This window comes from Orrella daihaiensis (assembly GCF_022811525.1).
GTDB lineage: Bacteria > Pseudomonadota > Gammaproteobacteria > Burkholderiales > Burkholderiaceae_B > Algicoccus > Algicoccus daihaiensis.
The window spans coordinates 1,982,980-2,001,403 of record NZ_CP063982.1; the positions used below are offsets into that span (position 1 = coordinate 1,982,980).

General features: G+C 52.1%; 12 protein-coding genes. 6 read left to right on the forward strand and 6 right to left on the reverse strand.

The window, feature by feature from the left end; all coding sequences use genetic code 11:
- Positions 1–96 precede the first annotated feature (96 nt).
- The 6 genes from DHf2319_RS09205 to DHf2319_RS09230 all read left to right on the forward strand — a co-directional run bounded on the left by DHf2319_RS09205 (position 97) and on the right by DHf2319_RS09230 (position 10,312).
- Positions 97–1,635 carry a bifunctional aminoglycoside phosphotransferase/ATP-binding protein gene (locus DHf2319_RS09205; protein WP_243477920.1) on the forward strand — a complete coding sequence of 513 codons (1,539 nt, stop codon included), beginning with the start codon at positions 97–99 and terminating at the stop codon, positions 1,633–1,635.
- 124 nt (positions 1,636–1,759) lie between these two features.
- Positions 1,760–3,166 carry a cytochrome ubiquinol oxidase subunit I gene (locus tag DHf2319_RS09210; protein ID WP_243477921.1) on the forward strand — a complete coding sequence of 469 codons (1,407 nt, stop codon included), beginning with the start codon at positions 1,760–1,762 and terminating at the stop codon, positions 3,164–3,166.
- Between the two features lie 13 nt (positions 3,167–3,179).
- On the forward strand, positions 3,180–4,181 hold the full coding sequence (cydB, locus tag DHf2319_RS09215; protein WP_369810249.1) for a cytochrome d ubiquinol oxidase subunit II: 1,002 nt from the start codon (positions 3,180–3,182) through the stop codon (positions 4,179–4,181).
- Positions 4,162–5,898 carry a thiol reductant ABC exporter subunit CydD gene (gene cydD, locus DHf2319_RS09220; RefSeq protein WP_243477923.1) on the forward strand — a complete coding sequence of 579 codons (1,737 nt, stop codon included), beginning with the start codon at positions 4,162–4,164 and terminating at the stop codon, positions 5,896–5,898. The genes cydB and cydD overlap by 20 nt, the downstream gene beginning before the upstream one ends.
- Positions 5,895–7,532, forward strand: coding sequence for an amino acid ABC transporter ATP-binding/permease protein (locus tag DHf2319_RS09225; protein ID WP_243477924.1), 1,638 nt, complete (start codon positions 5,895–5,897; stop codon positions 7,530–7,532). The genes cydD and DHf2319_RS09225 overlap by 4 nt, the downstream gene beginning before the upstream one ends.
- A gap of 389 nt (positions 7,533–7,921) precedes the next feature.
- Complete coding sequence (locus DHf2319_RS09230) at positions 7,922–10,312, forward strand: adenosylcobalamin-dependent ribonucleoside-diphosphate reductase (RefSeq protein WP_243477925.1); 2,391 nt, start codon at positions 7,922–7,924, stop codon at positions 10,310–10,312.
- A gap of 19 nt (positions 10,313–10,331) precedes the next feature.
- Here the strand turns inward: DHf2319_RS09230 and DHf2319_RS09235 are convergent, their stop codons facing one another.
- The 6 genes from DHf2319_RS09235 to DHf2319_RS09260 all read right to left on the reverse strand — a co-directional run bounded on the left by DHf2319_RS09235 (position 10,332) and on the right by DHf2319_RS09260 (position 18,326).
- Positions 10,332–12,569, reverse strand: coding sequence for a TRAP transporter permease (locus tag DHf2319_RS09235; protein ID WP_243477926.1), 2,238 nt, complete (start codon positions 12,567–12,569; stop codon positions 10,332–10,334).
- Positions 12,570–12,717: 148 nt separating this feature from the next.
- On the reverse strand, positions 12,718–13,710 hold the full coding sequence (locus DHf2319_RS09240; protein WP_243477927.1) for a TAXI family TRAP transporter solute-binding subunit: 993 nt from the start codon (positions 13,708–13,710) through the stop codon (positions 12,718–12,720).
- A 197-nt stretch (positions 13,711–13,907) separates the two neighbouring features.
- Positions 13,908–14,831, reverse strand: coding sequence for an ornithine cyclodeaminase family protein (locus tag DHf2319_RS09245; RefSeq protein WP_243477928.1), 924 nt, complete (start codon positions 14,829–14,831; stop codon positions 13,908–13,910).
- 15 nt (positions 14,832–14,846) lie between these two features.
- A complete protein-coding gene (locus DHf2319_RS09250; protein WP_243477929.1) occupies positions 14,847–15,455 on the reverse strand; it encodes a PqiC family protein in 609 nt (202 codons plus the stop codon).
- Entirely contained in the window at positions 15,455–17,101 is a 1,647-nt protein-coding gene (locus tag DHf2319_RS09255; RefSeq protein ID WP_243477930.1) for a PqiB family protein, read from the reverse strand. Before DHf2319_RS09255 ends, DHf2319_RS09250 begins: the two co-directional genes overlap by 1 nt.
- A 49-nt stretch (positions 17,102–17,150) precedes the next feature.
- Positions 17,151–18,326 (reverse strand): paraquat-inducible protein A, encoded by a 1,176-nt coding sequence (locus DHf2319_RS09260; RefSeq protein ID WP_243477931.1) that lies wholly within the window; start codon positions 18,324–18,326, stop codon positions 17,151–17,153.
- Positions 18,327–18,424 lie beyond the last annotated feature (98 nt).

Genomic DNA, 18,424 nt, shown 5'->3' on the forward strand with positions numbered 1-18,424 from the left:
TTGTAGCAAGCTTGCATTATCGGCTACTTTTGGCAGAAGCTGTTGCCCTAACCCTCATTGGATTGCAGACAGAAGAATTGACACCGAGATCACGCCATGACGCTTGACCCACTAGAGCACGATAAGCTTGTCAAAAACCTAGCCGCTCACTTGTGTAAAAAAACAGGTAAACCTGCTCGGATATATCGAACACATATCTCGAGTGTGATTACTTGTGGCAAGTATGCCTATAAGCTCAAGCGACCGGTCAAGCTGTCCTTTGTGGACTTTTCTACGCCTGCCCTGCGCCATGCAGACTGCCAGCGCGAACTACGTCTGAATCAACGCACAGCCCCTGCACTTTATCTGGACACCGTGCGAATAACTGGCACCATCCAAAAACCTCGAATTTCCGGCTCAGGTCCAATACTTGATTGGGCAGTGAAGATGCGACGCTTTAAACAGTCTGATCTTTTGAGCCATCTGATCCGCGCCGGTAACATCACAACCCAGATGGCTCAAGATTTAGGTGAGCATCTCGCCAAATTCACCAACGCATTGCCCAGCTTAAAACTCCAAACAGTTCAAGCGCATCGCCCAACGATTGATTGGCTGCTTCAAAGTCTTGAAGAAATATCCACGATCTTTCCCTCAGAACGCCGAGTCGCCGATGTAATCGCGAAGTGGGCAAAGGACCAAGCCCGAAACCACCAACGGCTGATCAAGCAACGACTGCAACAAGGCTTCTACCGCAACTGCCATGGCGACACGCATTTGGGCAATCTGGTGAAACTGGGTAAAGATGTGGTCGCGTTTGATGCGCTTGAGTTCAATCGGGAGCTCAGCCAGATCGATGTTATCAATGACATCGCGTTTGCTTTCATGGATATTATCGCCCATGACCGGGCCGATCTTGCCTGGTCTCTGGTGAATCAATGGTGTGAACATACGGGCGACTACGGCGGTTTGCCGTTGCTACGCTATTACACTGTTTACCGAGCAATTGTCAGAGCTAAGGTTGCTGCGCTCGCCTGTAGGCAGACCCACACCAAAACTTTCGATCGCTACTGGGGTCTGGCAAACCGCCTGGTTGCACCGGCCAATCCACCCCATCTGCTGCTGGTTGGCGGGTTAAGCGGTAGCGGCAAGTCCACAGTCTCCAAAGAACTCGTCAGCGTCCTATCTGGGATTCAGTTACGAGCCGATGTCATTCGCAAGCAACTGTTTGCCAGCCATCTCAATAATCCAAAAGTTCTCTATTCCCGACAAGCCAGTCAAAAAACCTATGCCAAACTGGCAAACATTACCGATACCTTGCTCTTGCAAAGCATGACTGTCATTATCGATGCCACGTTTTTGTCTCAACCACACATTGATCTTTTCAATAAACTGGCTGGCAAGCACCGAATCAAATTAGCCACAGTCTGGTGCGAAGCACCGGTAGCTGTTTTGAGGCGGCGCATTCAGAAACGCTCCAGACAAGGGTTTGACCCTTCTGATGCCACGATCAAAGTTCTTGCGCAACAGATAGAACGATTAAAAACCGAACCGCTTACCTGGCCTAATCAACCCTACCGACTTAGCACTGATGGGCCGCGCCGCTATGTGACGTGTCAAATTCACCGCATCTGGACCACCTTGATCAAAAAACAATGACCTTGATTTTGAAATTGACTTAAATCAATCTAATTGCCATCTTCGAGTACTATAAACGCAATGCAACATCTATCCTGGTGTTGCCGCACGAGGATGCCGCGCATCCGTCCATGTGGAGCTGACCATGGAACTCGACCCCCTCTTCATATCGCGACTCCAATTTGCTTTTGTTGTTTCCTTTCACGCCATCTTCCCGGTTTTCACCATTGGTTTGGCTAGCTATATCGCCGTACTGGAAACGTTAGCGCTACGCACCAAGAACCCGCATTGGGAAAAACTCGCCACTTTCTGGACCAAGATCTTTGCCGTGGTATTTGGCATGGGCGTTGTCTCAGGCTTGGTAATGGCCTTTCAGTTCGGCACCAACTGGAGCAACTTTTCTTATACCGCCTCAAACTTTCTGGGACCAATCCTGGCTTATGAAGTTGTCACAGCCTTCTTCCTGGAAGCAGCCTTTCTGGGCGTATTGCTGTTTGGGCGCACCAAAGTACCACCAGGCCTGCATCTGTTGTCGGCTTACATGGTGGCCATCGGCACATTCATCTCTTCTTTCTGGATCCTGTCGGCCAATTCCTGGATGCAAACGCCTGCTGGCGTCGAAATGCGCGATGGCATGATCCATGTCACAAGCTGGCTGCAAGCGATTTTTAACCCGTCATTCCCCTACCGCTTTGCCCACATGGCGCTGGCTTCTTTCTTGACTGGCGGATTTGTCGTGGCTGGGGTTTCGGCACTCTACATTCTTAGAGGCCACGCAGTTGAAACCGCGAGCAAGGCCTTAAAGATGACCGTTGCCTTGCTGGCCGTGATCGCACCGTTGCAACTCTTCGTAGGCGACGCCCACGGTTTGAACACGCTTGAACATCAGCCCGCCAAAGTCGCTGCCATGGAAGGCGCTTGGGATACAGAGTCTGGCTTGCCGCTACTGTTGTTTGCTATTCCTGACCAAGAGGCACAAGAAAACCACTTCGAGATTGGGATCCCGAAGCTTGCCAGTCTGATTCTGACACATGATCTTGACGGCACGGTTCAAGGCCTGAAGTCATTTCCAGTTGCCGAACAGCCTCCAGTATTCCCCGTGTTCTGGAGTTTTAGGGTGATGGTTGGCATTGGGATTCTCATGATTGTGGCCAGTCTCTGGGGTGCTTGGTTGACGTGGCGTGGCAAACTGCTGCAATCACGTGGGTACCTGCGCCTGTTGACCTTCATGATCCCAGCACCATTCATTGCGGTGCTGGCCGGTTGGTTTGTCACCGAGATTGGTCGCCAGCCCTATCTCATCTACGGCATGATGACTGCTAGCGAGGCTATCACCCCGAGCCTGCAAGGCTGGATGGCGCTGGTCACACTGATTGGCTATATCGCGGTGTATGCCGTGGTATTTACCGCTGGCATCCATTTTCTGCGCAAGCTGATCAACCATGGCATCACCGAGCAGATACAGGTTGTGTCGGATACCGGACGCCCCAAGCGTCCATTATCTGCCGCCGACCCTCAGCCCGGCAGCGCGCCCTCATTCTTTAACGCTTAACGTAAAGGAGACGATCATGTATGACTTTACGTACCTGTGGGTTGCCATCATTGGTTTTGGTGTGTTGATGTACGTGCTGGCTGACGGTTTTGATTTGGGTGTTGGCATGCTGTTTCCATTTGCCAAGGATGAGTCTGAACGCGACATCATGATGAATTCTGTTGCACCAGTTTGGGATGGCAATGAAACTTGGTTGATTCTCGGTGGTGCTGGGCTTTTGGCTGCCTTTCCACTGGTCTACACCGTGTTTTTACCCGCACTTTATATCGGGGTATTTCTGCTCTTGGCAGGCCTTATATTTCGGGGAGTTGCGTTTGAGTTTCGATTCAAAGCTTCGGCTAAAAACAAACACCTCTGGAATCTCTCGTTTAGCCTCGGCTCATTTGTCGCCTCGTTTGCGCAAGGTGCCGTGGTGGGCACTTACATCCAGGGCTTTGAAACCGAGAACTTCCGTTATGTAGGCGGCGCGTTTGACTGGCTCACACCCTTTACCGTCATGACTGGACTTGGTGTGGTCGTTGGTTATTCACTGCTTGGCGCCACTTGGCTAGTGCTTAAGACCGAGGGCCAACTGCAAGACCGAGTTCGTCAGTGGGCACGCAAGCTTCTGATTGCGATGATGGCGTTTTTTGCGATTGTTAGCCTGTGGACACCCATGATCGATAGCTACGTCAATGATCGCTGGTTTGGCAACATCACCTGGATCTGGATCTTGCCGGCACTTACCGCCTTTCTCGCACTGATGGTGTGGCGCTGGATCAACAAGCGATATGATGCCTTACCCTTTATCGGCACCATCGGTTTGTTCGCCCTGTTTTATGGTGGCCTGCTCTTTAGCAAGTGGCCCTATGTTGTGCCGCCAAACTACACTTTCCACGATGCGGCCTCAGCGCCAGAGAGCCAGTTATTCCTGCTTGTAGGGGTTCTATTTGTGGTGCCGTTTGTCTTGATGTATACAGCATGGACGTATTACGTCTTTAGAGGCAAAGTCACCAGTGCAAGCGGATACCACTGATTCCGACACATTGTCCGTTGACTCGAGGCCGGCGTCCAAATCAGCGTCGGCCTCTTTTCTGGGACATATCAAGAAAGAGGCTAAGCCCTCGTTAAGGCTTTTTAGCTTGGCTGCTGCCATGGCGACTATCGGCACGGTGGCCTTTAGTGCTGCGGTTGCGCTGATCGTCGATGCCGCCATGCACGAGCAAACGCCGCCTGCCTGGCTATGGCTGCTGGGGATAGCTGGCATCGGCACGCGTCTTTTAGCCAACCTCTGGCGCGACCGCATTGCCCAGACACTCTCGGTCGCCGTGCGCACTCGTCTCAGAGACGAGCTTACCGCTCAAACCACGCAAAGCGGTCCTCATCTGCTGGCCCGTCAAGGCAACACCGCTTGGTGGGCACACCAGTGTCTCGAGCAAATTGATGCGCTGCATGGGTATCTGGCGCGCTACTTGCCAGCCAAGCAGGCAACGGCCATCATTCCCGTGATCATCATCGCGGTGACACTGGCCACAGACTGGATAGCCGGCTTGTTGATTCTGTTGGCCACACCCATCATCCCGATTTTTATGATCTTGATTGGTTGGGGCACAGAGAGCGTTCATCGGGCGCAGCAAGATCAACAAGCATCACTGGCGGCCCACTTGATGGACCGTCTACAAGCATTGCCCTGGCTGCGACGCATGGGTGCGATTAAACAAACCGAGCTTGGCGTTGAACAAGCTGCGCAGGACTATCGCAAGATTTCCATGCGGGTGCTGCGCGTGGCCTTTCTATCTTCAGCCACACTCGAGTTCTTTAGCGCTGTCTCCATTGGTCTGATGGCCATCTACATCGGTTTTGCGCTCATTGGGTTAGTCAGTTTTGGACCGGCTGACCAGATCACGCTGGCCACTGGTCTATTTATGTTGATGTTGGCACCAGAGTGCTTCATGCCGCTCAGACAACTAGCGCAGGCTCACCACGACATGAATGCGGCCAAAGCCAGTGCTGAGGTGTTGCAGCCATTGTTCTCTGATCTAGCCGGTCAAACTGCGCATACCCAAAACATGCCCCAAACCACATCCGAATCCCATCTATGGGCTGATACAGGCCAACCCGTTGCCGCACGCGTGGATAAGGTCACCGTGACTTGGCCTGACGCTCATACGCCAGTACTCGCTGACATCGATTTGATTGTTCCTCAAGGGGAGATCCTTGGCATTGCAGGTGACAGCGGTCAAGGCAAATCCACACTTATCCAGTTGTTGACAGGCTTTATTACGCCGGTCTCTGGCAGAGTCACCCGTGACAGACACTGGGCTGGGCTCGCTCAGCGTCCACACTTGTTTCACGCAACTTTGAGAGACAACTTACTGCTTGGCAGTCAAACGACGTTAACGGATGTAGAGCTGGAATCTGCGCTTTGCAAGGTAGGGCTACCGATACCCAATCCGCTGCTGCCAAAAGGGCTAGACACACAGATCGGCGAAACCAACCTGGGTGTCTCTGGCGGCCAAGCGCAACGCATCGCCCTGTGCCGGGCCATGATCAGTGGTGCAAAGCTTTGGCTACTCGATGAGCCCACCGCAGCCTTGGATGCTGACACCCGCGATAACTTGCTTGATGCCATGCTGCTGCACGCCAAAACACATCAAATCACACTCATCATCGCCAGCCATGACAGCGAAGTGTTAGCGCGCTGCGATCGGGTAGTCACCATCGCACACGGCCGGCTTGAGGTGCGTACATGACGATCTGGCGCTACCTGTTAAAGCTATACCAGCCTCGTGCAGGCTGGTTACTCATTGCATTTCTCAGTCTTACCGTGACCTGGTTATCGGCAGCCGCACTGCTGGCTGTCTCTGGCTGGTTCATCACCGCTTGCGCCATGGCGGGTCTTGGACTTATTGTGAACCTGAATATATTCACACCATCAGCGGCCATTCGAGGTCTAGCCATCTTGCGCACCGCGGGTCGCTACGCCGAACGAGTCATCGGACACGAGGCTATTTTGCGAACGCTAGCCGATTTACGTATTCGGGCTTTTGTGGCGATGGCAGTACGTCCAGCAAAAGACATCGATGACCGTCGCTATGCCGATCTGGTCAATCGATTAACCGCTGATGTTGACACCTTGGATGGCGTGCCACTTCGAGTAATAGGCCCTCTGTTGGCGGCTTTTCTAACATGGATAGCAGTTGTTGTCATTGGCGCTATCTGGGGTGGCACTGTAATCGCTAGCGTGATTGGACTAGGCGGGCTCGTAACATTTGCCCTGTCGGCTTGGCTTGCGCGGACGGGTCACGCTAAGGGCCGCGCTGTGATTCAAGCACGTGTCGAGCAGCGGATAGCCATAAGCGATCACTTTGGCGGGTTGGGTGACCTTCTTGCCTATGGAAAAGCAGATGCCTCCCAGCAACGGTTGCAAATACTTGAGCAAGCCCAGAGCGCCAGACTCATGGATCAGGAGCGTTATGCAAGCTGGTCTGAACACGGCGTGCAGGCCTTGACAGCATTGATGACACTCGTTGTGTTGGCACTGGGTTGGCCTGCACTTGACCCGGCTGTGGTGACATTGCTGGCACTCATGACGCTGGGCATGAACGAAGCGCTTGGAACGTTACCAGGTGCTTTCTGGCGTGTGGGTGAATCAACCGAAGCCGGTCAAAGGCTGATGGATCTTGAATCCATCTCTACTGAAAGCAAGACCCCGCCAAACAACACCAGCACAATCGTCGGGAACCCTTCAGTTAGCGCCATCGACATCCAGCAACTGTCTTGTCAGCGCCAGCCCGACACCCGTCAGTTCCTGACAGCGCGGTTAGAGCCAGGCAAACCATTGATCATTCATGGCCAAAGCGGCACTGGCAAATCCAGTCTGTTGGCGACACTGGCTGGTGAGCTTGCGCCTGTAGCCGGAGGCGTCATGTTCGGCAACATCGACCTATTGGCACTGGAGGATGACCAGCGTTACGGCTTTGTCGGGTTCCTCAGTCAAAACGATCAATTACTGGACCTGACGATTCGGGAGTTTTTAAGCCTAGGTCTTGATGACGTCAGTGATGACAATCTGCGTCAAGTACTCTACGCCGTCGATCTACTGGCTACATTGGACAACACTCAAGATGGCTTTGACTACCGCCTCGGTGTTGGTGGCAGTCGGATTTCTGGCGGTCAAGGCAGACGACTGCAATTGGCTGCATTGCTCTTGCGAGATCCCGCATTAGTGCTGCTTGACGAGCCATTTCGCGGGCTGCAAAACGATCTGATTCAGACCATAATCGAGCGAATTAGACCTTGGCTATCTGGCCGTTGCTGTGTGATTGTTACTCACGACCCATCAGCCGTGCCCAAAAACTGGCCACGCATTCAATGGCCAGTGTAAACAAAACCTTACCAAGCCACGGCTACTAATTAAAGCCCTCTTAAACCACCGTTATCGCCCTAAATACCCAGTTAGACTTTCTTCGCATAGAAGAATAAACGGGGCTGAAACGCTTAAGCAAACAGATTGATCTGGCACAACCTCTTGTTGGTTTATAAGCCTAGACTCAACACATAATAGTTAACATAGTCCAGTAAGAATAATTTTTCACCTCGTTTTGTATTTCGTAGTGAGCAAGGGATCTTATTGGCAAATCTTTTTTCGCTTGTTAATACACCGATCAGAATATCAATGATAGGTTTGTAACCGACTCAACCGACCAAGAATAAAGTAAGACGACGATAACGGCAGGAGCGGCTTTCTTCTGCTGCCAACGGAGCAGTCATAATATGACCATCCTACAAAACATTACCAACATGCAACCCATCAGCCTCGACGTGTTGGCTGAGAAGTATTTAAAACCAGGCGAACACTCGGCCGACGACATCTATCGTCGGGTAGCCCGCGCATTGGCAAGCGTTGAGCCCAAAGACCGGGATCTATGGCAAGACAGGTTTCTAAAGAACTTAAAACGTGGCGCTATTGGGGCAGGTCGTATTATGAGTGCCGCCGGCACCGACATTGAGGCGACACTCATCAATTGCTTTGTTCAGCCTGTCGGTGACTGTATTCAAGGCAAAGACAAGGACGGCTATCCCGGCATCTATGAGGCGTTACGCGAAGCAGCCGAAACCATGCGGCGAGGCGGCGGCGTTGGCTACGACTTCTCGCGCATTCGCCCCAAGGGTGCGCGTGTCAAGGGTACAGCCTCGATTGCCTCTGGCCCCTGTAGCTATATCAATGTCTTTGATCAGTCATGCTCGACCGTTGAAAGTGCCGGTGCGCGCCGCGGCGCGCAAATGGGCGTATTGCGTATTGATCACCCTGATGTGCAGGAGTTCATCACGGCCAAACGCACTCCCGGACGCTGGAATAACTTCAATGTATCGATCGGGGTCACCGACGCATTCATGCGGGCTGTTGAACAAGATGCGCAATGGGAACTAACTCACACGGCTGAGCCAAGTGAGACGCTTAAGCAAGAAGGAGCCCACCTGCTTGCCGATGGCCGGTGGGTCTACCGCACGGTACGCGCCCGCGACCTGTGGAACACTGTCATGCAGTCAGCCTACGATTTTGCTGAGCCGGGAATTTTGTTTTTGGACAACATCAACCGGGACAATAACTTACGCTATTGCGAACGCATCGACGCAACCAATCCATGCGGCGAACAACCACTACCCTCCTATGGCTGCTGCGATTTAGGTCCCATTATCCTGACGCGATTTGTAAACCATCCATTTAGCCGTGACGGCGAAGCGTCATTTGACTTCGAGGGGTTTCGCGAAGTGGTCGCCGTGCAAGTCCGGGCATTGGATAACGTTCTGGATGCCACCTTTTGGCCATTGAAAGAACAGCATGAACAAGCCATGGCCAAACGCCGTATCGGCGTAGGTTTCACGGGCCTGGGTGACACACTGGTCATGCTTGGCTTACGATACGACCACCACGATGGTCGCGAGATGGCTACGCGCATCGCACGTACCATGCGTGATGTGGCCTACCGGGCTTCTGTTGAGCTGGCCAAAGAAAAAGGTGCCTTCCCCGAGTTTAATGCGGCGAAATATCTGGAAGCTGGCACGTTTGCTAGCCGCCTGCCTGAGGACATCAAAGCCGACATTGCCACACATGGCATCCGCAACAGCCACCTGATCTCGATTGCTCCGACCGGCACAGTGAGCCTGGCATTTGCCGACAATGCGTCAAACGGTATTGAGCCCGCATTCTCATGGCGCTACCAACGTAAAAAACGTGAAGCCGATGGCACGACTCAAGAGTATGCAGTCGAAGACCACGCTTGGCGCTTATATCGCGAGCTCGGTGGCAATGTAGACAACCTGCCAAACTATTTCATCTCTGCGCTTGAGCTATCAGCTGACGACCACATCGCCATGATGGAAGCAGTTCAACCCTATGTAGATACTGCCATTTCCAAGACCGTCAATATCCCGGCAGACTACCCCTATGAGGACTTCAAACAGCTTTATGTTCAAGCCTGGAAGGCCGATCTCAAAGGTCTTGCTACCTATCGGCCCAACAACATTTTGGGATCAGTGCTTTCAACTGCGCCAGAGCCTGCCAAGGCCGGGGTATCTGCCGTGGATCCAATGCGTACAGTCATCGAAAAGCGTCCCAAAGGTGGCTTGCCAGCGGTGGCAGAGAAGATCGAATACGTTACCCAGGAGGGACAAAAGACGCTCTATATCGTTGTGTCATTCATCCCGGTTTCCGACCCTGACACGGGACAGAGCATCGAGCGCGCAATTGAATTCTTTATGCCGGTAGGTCAAAGCGACCAGTCGCAACAATGGATTACCGCTAGTATGCGCCTGTTGTCACTCGCTGCTCGTGGCGGCTTTCTCGAACGTGCCTTAAGTGACATGCGTAAAGTCGTTTGGGACCGAGGTCCGGTTCGCTTGGGCACAGCCCTGAAATCTGACGGCACGCAGATACCACGTTGGCACGATTCAGAAGTGGCAGCGATCGCCTACGCTGTGCAACGGATCATTGACCAGCGCCGGGGTCTCGTCGCCGAAGGCTCTCAAGCAGATGAGCCCGACAGCGGCAAGCACCCAACCATGACCGGGCGCAAATGCCCCGAGTGCGGTGCATACGCCATGATCCGCAAAGACGGATGCGATTACTGCACGGCATGCGGCAGTATTGGCAGCTGCGGCTAAGCGGCTGCCTCCTTCAGTTTCAATCCATTCCGGTGGCGCGCAGCGTGGCACCGGGCTTAGGCTTGATGACTCGCTGAATAAACACCACAACGACAGCCACTCCAATGCCGATCAAGTCAGTGGTCCATCCACCCTCGATCATGGCAAGTGCCGCAAAGGCTAGCGCGATGCGCAGGAACCATACCGCTGCCCTGCCCATAAACCAGCCCTGCACCGCCGAGGACAAGAGAAATACGCCAACCACCGCGGTTGCGCCGGCGCGCAGGATTTCAAGCCATGTGCCTTCCATCAAAAGTGCCGAGTTATAGAAGAACATGAAGGGCACGATAAATGCTGCAATGCCGATTTTGAACGATGCCGTGGAAGTCTCCATCGGATTTGCACCCGAGATCCCGGCAGCTGCGTATGAGGCAAGAGCCACGGGCGGTGTAATCGCTGATACCACCGCAAAATAAAACACAAAGAAGTGCGCAGTTAGCAATGGGATACCTAGGCTTACCAAACCCGGTGCGACTACTGAGGCAGCCACTGCATAGGCTGCAGTGGTGGGCATCCCCATTCCCAATAAGATTGAGATACACATGGCAAAGAACATGGCTAGCAGCTGTGACTGATCTGCAATCTCAAGTAACAGATTAGAGAAGCGTGCACCGACACCAGTCAAAGAAATCACGCCCACGATGATACCGGCGCACGCACAGACAGCAATAATCTGGATCGACATCTGGCCGGCATTTTCAAATGACTTGAAGATGGACTTGATACCCATTGGGTAAGGCGTTAACCAGCTCACAACAGCCGCACAAGCGGTCGCTAGAGTGCCCGCACGAATCACCGAATAACCCATAAAAAGCGCCACAATCAGGATGATGATGGGCAGAAACAGAAACACGCGCTTTAGCATCTCTGCCACGCGAGGCAACTCATCATCACGCATGCCACGCATGGCACGCTTGGCAGCCTCAAGGTCAACCATAAAATAGATCGACACGAAGTAAAGAATGGCTGGAATGATTGCCGCAATCGCAATCTCGGCGTACGGTATCCCCGTGATCTCGGCCATGATGAAGGCACCCGCCCCCATAATCGGCGGCATGATCTGCCCACCTGTTGAAGCACCCGCCTCAATCGCACCAGCGGTTTTTTTGTCGTAGCCAACTTTTTTCATGAGCGGAATCGTCAGCGAACCCGTAGCCACCACGTTGCCAGCCGATGTGCCGTTGATCATGCCCATCAAGCCTGATGCAAAAATCGCAACCTTGGCTGGACCACCCCGAGCGCGGCCCGCCAATGCAAAGGCGAAGTTCACGAAGTAGTCACCCACTTTGGAGGACTGCAAAAATGCTGCAAAGATAATGAACAAAATAATGTACGTCGACGACACAGCCGTTGTCGGACCCAAGATACCCGTGTCGGTATAGACCTGGCTAAAGAAACGCTCCCAGGTGATTTGAGGTGAATTCAAAAATCCCGGCAACAAATGCCCCACGAACACATACCCCAGAAAGACCAGAGAAATAATCACTAACGCCAAGCCCGCCACGCGTCGGGTTAACTCCATGATCAACAGAGTGCCAGCGACTGCTGCAATCGAAATGCCGATTGGCGCAAACGGTGTACCTGTTGCGTTACGCATCAATGTGCCGTAGATCACAATCAAATAAACCGCGACCGACACACCACAGACCGCAAGCACGATATCAGGCATGGTCAAACTAGCGCGATCGCGCTTGTTAAACCAGGACAGCACAATGGAAGCTACTGTTGCGACCATCAGCGGAACCCCATAAAGCCATGTTTCCTTGAACTTGATCTCCTTGCTGATCCCGTTCCATTTCACCCCTGCCGCGATATCAACAGCAAACCAGATGGCCACGCCCAACGAGAATAAAGCCGCCAGCAATAGCACTGCTGAGACCACATCGATCCAACGTTGGCTACGCGACATATCGGTTGGATATCCGCAGCCGGCAAACCACAAAAATCCCAAGCCCAACGCACCTGCGACGTGCACAATCCGGAAGTTCCACGTCTCCATCGGAAAGTCTGGCAAGAAGGACAAATTGACCAAGCCACCCGTCATCGCGAAGATCGACAGACCATTTAATGCAGCCATATGAAAAAACGCATATATCCCTGCAGCGATAGCAATGAAGGCCAGCCGTCCACCAGTGAAGATACGTCGATTGTGTTCGACTGGCTCTTGGTCAACGCCTTCGGCAAGAATCGGTCCGGTCTCTGGATTGGCTTGGGTCATAAATCAATTCACTTTAAACAATGCCAACACCTGCGCTGGCGAATAATACTCAGACATAAAGGATGAGCGGATCATAAATCGACCCTACTCACAAAAACGGGCCACAGCCTACAAAGGCTTGCGGCCCGTCAATCAAACGGAATACAGATTACTTCTTAAAGATCATATCCTGACCAATTGAAGCACCGTTTTCATTGAACCACTTAGCCGCGCCCGGATGCCACTTGAGCACACCGTTCTTGTCCCAGTTAGCTGGCACAGTCGAACGGGCTGCCTTGTGGATTTTCATCATACGATCATGGTCACCCATCACAACCTTAACCGCCTCATACACAAAAGACTCTGGCAGTTCGCAATTGGCAATCGCGAAATTCCACATCGATACAGAGCGTGCTGGCGCAGTCAACGACGTATAGGCACCGGCAGGAATCTCATGCGCCGAGACAGGGAAAGTGTCGATTATTTTCTTTTGCTCTTCAGGCGTGAACTCAATAATATTGATTTTGGTCTGCACCTCGAGCTGGCTAACCGCGGGTACCGGCACACCAGCAGCAAAGGCGATCACATCCAGCAGTCCATCTTGCAACTGACCAGCCAAATCCGACCAACCGCCATTGCGCCGTTCAAACTTCACACCAAGTTCTTCAAGCATCTTGGGGAAATAAGTGTCAGAAGTGGAACCAGCAGGGCCAAAACCAATCTTGGCACCCGCCGGAATATCCTTGATGCTCTTGATGCCGGATGAGGTCAACACTGTCACTGAGAAGGGCGTGGTGTACATCGGGAACATGGCGCAAGCGTTGTCAAGCTTCACGCCCGGAGCGATTGGATTATTACCCTCAATCGACTCGCGCGCAGGACCCATGGTCGTCATGCCAAACTGGGCATCACCCATGCTGACCAGTGCCATATTTTGCATCGGTCCACCCGTTACCTCGGCACCTCCGGTCACACCAAGCTCTTTAGAAACCAAGTTCGCCCAGCCTGAACCGTAGGTAAAGTAGGTGCCGCCCTGCGATGCGGTACCGACCGTAAAGCTCTTTGGCCAGTCGCTGCGGTCTTGAGCAACTGCGGGCATGGCTGCTAACAATGATGTCGCTGAAGCAACCGCCACCGAGCCCAGAATGTGCTTGAACTTCATAAATATCCTCCAGTTGAAACGGGCAAGTGATTGGAGTGACCGTATTGGCACTCGAGCACCCAAACTAAGCGATAGACAGTAGTTTTCTTAGTTACTACCTATCGAAGATCGCAGGATATAGGCACCGGACCATTCAGTCATTAGGGTAAGTACTGATCTACCACGTAAGTCGTTGACCTACGGCAATTTGATACCGATTATTTTTCTTGAAGACGTTGATAGCAAGCCAAAATGTACCTAGCAGTCATCAGGTCAAGGTGGGCACCACCCCCATTTTTAAACACGGTAATCTCAGCCTCAGATTGGCGACCGAACTTTCCCGTATCCAAATCATAGAAATCAGCAATAACGTCCCCGATTTCAATCACGCCTGCATCGATAGGAATCTTCAACTCACCAATATGATGAATCGTCGTGTCTCGACTATCGACGAATAATCGACCTCGGTTTAACACCTCATCATCGGCCTCACGCATATCGGCGCGATATGCACCAATCAAATCGAGGTGTTGACCAGGCTTTAGCCACTGACCTTTAATCAGAGGCACTTTGGATAACGTGGCGCAGCTGATCAAATCAGCCTCACGAACAGCGGCTCCCAGATCGTCGGCGAGCCGAACGTTGGGCATACGTTCAGCCACAGCCAGTGCTGTTTCACGCCGGTGATTCCAAATCGTGAACACAGCATCAGGAAACAAAGTCTGATAGGCTGTTAAAGCGGTCAATGCGATACGCCCGACTCCCACAATCAATACTTGTTGGCAGTCAGACCGAGCAAGCCTGCGTGTAGCCAGGAAACTATCACCGACCGTCTTAAATCTGGTGACCAAATCAAAATCAACCATTGCTTGCAAGCCACCCGTCTGATCGTCATACAGACAGACACTGCCCTGAACCGATGGCAACTGGTGTCGCGTATTTTCCGGAAAAATGGTGGCAACCTTAACAGCCATACCAAGCCCATCGATCCAAGACGAGCGCAACAGTAATGTCTCATCACCGCGGGTCAAAAAGCTGTCGCTGATTTTTGCTCGGGGCAGCTGGTGACCCGCTTCAATTGCATGTGACAGTTCAACCCAACTCAGTTGCGACTCAACATCAAGCGCATGGACAACTTGCATCCGGTGAGACCTCGTTTACTGACATTGGGTGCCAGCATATGGCTGGCCAGTTTGCAAGCTCAGACTGATGGCTTTAGCCAGCTTTTGGATATTCATCTGCTGCGCTTGAACCAAGGGTGCGACGCCAGGTTCCACTGATTGGCGCACTACCGTGTAACAGATGAGATTGGGCGAGCCGGTTTTGATCGATCCGACAGAGACTTGCCAAACAGCAGCTAGCTCAGCAAATTGACCCGGAAGCAAATCAAACCTTTGCACATCAACTGAAATATTGGTCACCTTCGCATCTAGTGCTGCCTGTGTTGTGGAGATTGGCGGCATGCCTAATTCGTCGGTCAACGCCACTGCCAGCGCATTACCAAACTGCTTACCTAACGGTGCGGTCCAGCGATCATGCGCCAACTTCATCAAACGGTCGTCTGACTGTCGCACGATGATTAATGTGTCATCGACTGGTGCCGGGACAGAAACTGAAACAATCGAATACAGACCAGTTGGCACGACAGCGGTCGACTTGAGCTGCTGGTTGGCTGCTGGTGCCGTCAATGTGTAGTAAACACTAGGCTGACTCGCACAACCTACCAATGCAAGAATAAACACACTCGTCAGAGAAAATTTCATCATCACTTATCAGCCCCTAGCGTTTCGCGCGAATAAGACGTGCTTGGCTCACCAAACAGGAGTGAGTTGGGTCGTTCGCGTAACTCATCAACAAATTGACGAGCCGAACGCAGCACCTCATCCAGATCCCGGATTGACTGTTTCGCCTGCGCAGGCAGTTCTTCACCAGATTCAAGCAAGCGGTTCACGTCAGTCAGGGTACTTTGAAGCTTCTCGAGTGTTTGGCGTAACTCAGGTGTTAACGTCTGATTAACACTACGCCCAAATTCAGACAGTTGTTTCAAAGACGCATCCAATTCCTTACCAATTCGCTCAAATGGGATTTTGTCAATATGAGTGATGATATCGCTGATCTGCTTTTGCAAGTCATCGAGCGTTTGCGAGGCAACTGTGGGAATCGACACAGGTAACGTACCGTTAAATTTCTCGCCTGCCGGCGTACCGGCCCGATTGACCAATTCAATATAAAGCCCACCGGTTAAAAGACTAGCCTCCCGTAGCTGCGCTCGCATACCGAGATCGATCGCCTGCTGCACGAGCTTGGCAAGCGTTTGTGGATCACGCTCTTTAACTTCAATATGCTCATAAGCCGCACCAAGCATGGCTGGATACAAGGTGGCCTTCACCTCAGTAAAAAAACTCTTGTCACGCTGATCAAGATTGAGTTCAACTGATCTGACCACACCGATGTGCAAGCCATGGAAATCGATCGGCGCATTAACCGCTAGTCCACGTGTGGACTGATCAAAGCGCATCACAATTGGCACAGATGGGCCTTCGGGTAACGATTTAGCGGCCTGATGGTTATCGAACAATTTGAATATGAAACTATCTGGCACTGGTCGCTCAACCCCGAACGAGCCAAATGAAATGCCACTCGATAGTAAAGAGGCTAAGGATCCCACCTGTACATTTAATCCGTTAGGTCCCACACCTACCTGTACACCACTCTCATTCCAGAACCGGGTATTGATATTCACGTATTTGTCGTACGGTTCATCAATAAAAATATCAATGTCAACATGCTTGCCATCCTTGTCAAGCAAGTAGTCAGTCACCACGCCAACTGGAATTCTCAAGAAATAGATTGGGGTGCCGGGCTGGATAGAGCCTAAAGTTGAGGCTCGCAACCGAAACTTAGTACCGGGCTGATCGCTGGTAATCGGTGGTGGTGTCTCAAGACCAACAAATGAGAACTTATTAGGCTTGATATTACCTTCGGCTTTGGTATCTGCTTCAATATAAGCACCAGAGAAAAGTGTCGCCAGGCCTGATACACCCGTCACACCGATGGTTGGCTTGACCACCCAGAACTGGGACTGGTCGCTCGCAAGTGCCTCTGCGTCTTTATCAAGTTGAGCGGTGATGAGAACATTTTCTCGGTTTTTGCTTAGTTGAATGTCAGTTACTAACCCGACGACGACATCACGATATTTGATTTGGGTTTTACCCTCTTCAATACCAGATGCAGAAGTAAAAGAAATTTCAATAACAGGACCCCTGGTGGACCACTCGCGCCAGACAATCGATGCTGCGGTTAGAGCAGCAACTGCCGGAATCAACCATACCCAGGCCAGATTACGTTTGGAACGTTGTCCAACTTTCGGTTTCGGCGGAGTGACAGGCTCGTTTGACGTCGAATCATTCATTGGCGAAGTGTTTCACTTAAATAACAAAAGACCTTGCAACCCAAGAACCTCAAGTGACAGGTAATGCTGCTACATCGGGCTTAACAACTTGACGGCGATACCCTGCCCAACGCCACGCCAGTCGAGAATCAAAGGTCATGGCGCAAAGCATCGTTAACACAACAACAGCGCCAAAAGCCACGGCACCGGCCCCAGGTTCAATATCTAGCAATCGCCCAAACTGTCCAAGCGACACCAAGAGTATCACGACAAAAACATCAAGCATTGACCATTGCCCAATGGCCTCCACGAGTCGATACAGCCGCGTACGACGCTTCAATCCCCGAGCCGAGCGCTGTTGAGTGAGCCACAGCAGCGTTCCTAGAAGGAGGATCTTAAAAATGGGAACAAAGACGCTAGCAATAAACACCACTGCCGCAATATCCCAAGAACCCATCTGAGCAAGCTCAATCACTCCCCCCAAAATCGTGTGTCCCGAACTACCGCTGATCGCGGTGATCGTCATAACCGGCAGCGCATTAGCCGGGATGTACAAAATCGCAGCAGCCAAAAGCAAGGCCCATGCCTTGGGCAGACAAGATGGACTTGGTGCGGGTTCAGGCTGAGGAGACATAACTACCAGATCAGCATCCAAGACTAGATAACGGATTTTGGACGGCGTCAAACGTGATAAAGCCGTAAAAAAAACAGCGCTGGCAGCCGTTGCGTACAGCCCAAGGCCTACGGTCAACTGAGCCAAATCGACAAGCTTGACAATAGCAACCAATGAGCCAAGTAAAAATACCGGCACCATGCACCAGGGTCGAACCCATCCAAGTAGCCGCAAAACTATCTCAAAATAGAATGGCACTCGCTGGCAAGCGATTGGAATAAACAATAGAGCTAAAAGGACGAGCTTAAACAGCGGCAGTCCAAACCCCACCAGACCCGTCAAAAGCGCTACTTCCCAATACCCAGCATCTAGTGTGGCTTGCACTGCACCAAGAAAGGTAGTGGCTTGCCCCGAACCTTGAAATTCGAGCGTTGCAACCGGAAATACGTTAGCCACCCCAAACGTCACGATCGCAGCCAACACAACTGCAAGCCATGCTTGTGCATTAAACAGGCCGCCGTTCTCCAGGACCTCATCACAACGCACGCAACGCGCCCATTGCCCCGGCTCCAGCGCGGGCCGATCATACAATGCACCACAGTGGTGACAGCTAAGTATCAATGCGCTACGCATAACCGGTATCTAGTGATGAATCGCCCGAGTGTAAATGATGTATCGGTAATGAGGATGTGATTAACGATCTCGAGCGTCACAGTATGTCATGATTGTTG

What these genes read in the sequence shown, in the direction of transcription:
- DHf2319_RS09205 (WP_243477920.1), top strand. Translation starts at nt 97, where the DNA reads ATGACGCTTGACCCACTAGAGCACGATAAGCTTGTCAAAAACCTAGCC.
- DHf2319_RS09210 (WP_243477921.1), top strand. Translation starts at nt 1,760, where the DNA reads ATGGAACTCGACCCCCTCTTCATATCGCGACTCCAATTTGCTTTTGTT.
- DHf2319_RS09225 (WP_243477924.1), top strand. Translation starts at nt 5,895, where the DNA reads ATGACGATCTGGCGCTACCTGTTAAAGCTATACCAGCCTCGTGCAGGC.
- DHf2319_RS09230 (WP_243477925.1), top strand. Translation starts at nt 7,922, where the DNA reads ATGACCATCCTACAAAACATTACCAACATGCAACCCATCAGCCTCGAC.
- DHf2319_RS09235 (WP_243477926.1), bottom strand. Translation starts at nt 12,569, where the DNA reads ATGACCCAAGCCAATCCAGAGACCGGACCGATTCTTGCCGAAGGCGTT.
- DHf2319_RS09240 (WP_243477927.1), bottom strand. Translation starts at nt 13,710, where the DNA reads ATGAAGTTCAAGCACATTCTGGGCTCGGTGGCGGTTGCTTCAGCGACA.
- DHf2319_RS09245 (WP_243477928.1), bottom strand. Translation starts at nt 14,831, where the DNA reads ATGCAAGTTGTCCATGCGCTTGATGTTGAGTCGCAACTGAGTTGGGTT.
- DHf2319_RS09250 (WP_243477929.1), bottom strand. Translation starts at nt 15,455, where the DNA reads ATGATGAAATTTTCTCTGACGAGTGTGTTTATTCTTGCATTGGTAGGT.
- DHf2319_RS09255 (WP_243477930.1), bottom strand. Translation starts at nt 17,101, where the DNA reads ATGAATGATTCGACGTCAAACGAGCCTGTCACTCCGCCGAAACCGAAA.
- DHf2319_RS09260 (WP_243477931.1), bottom strand. Translation starts at nt 18,326, where the DNA reads ATGCGTAGCGCATTGATACTTAGCTGTCACCACTGTGGTGCATTGTAT.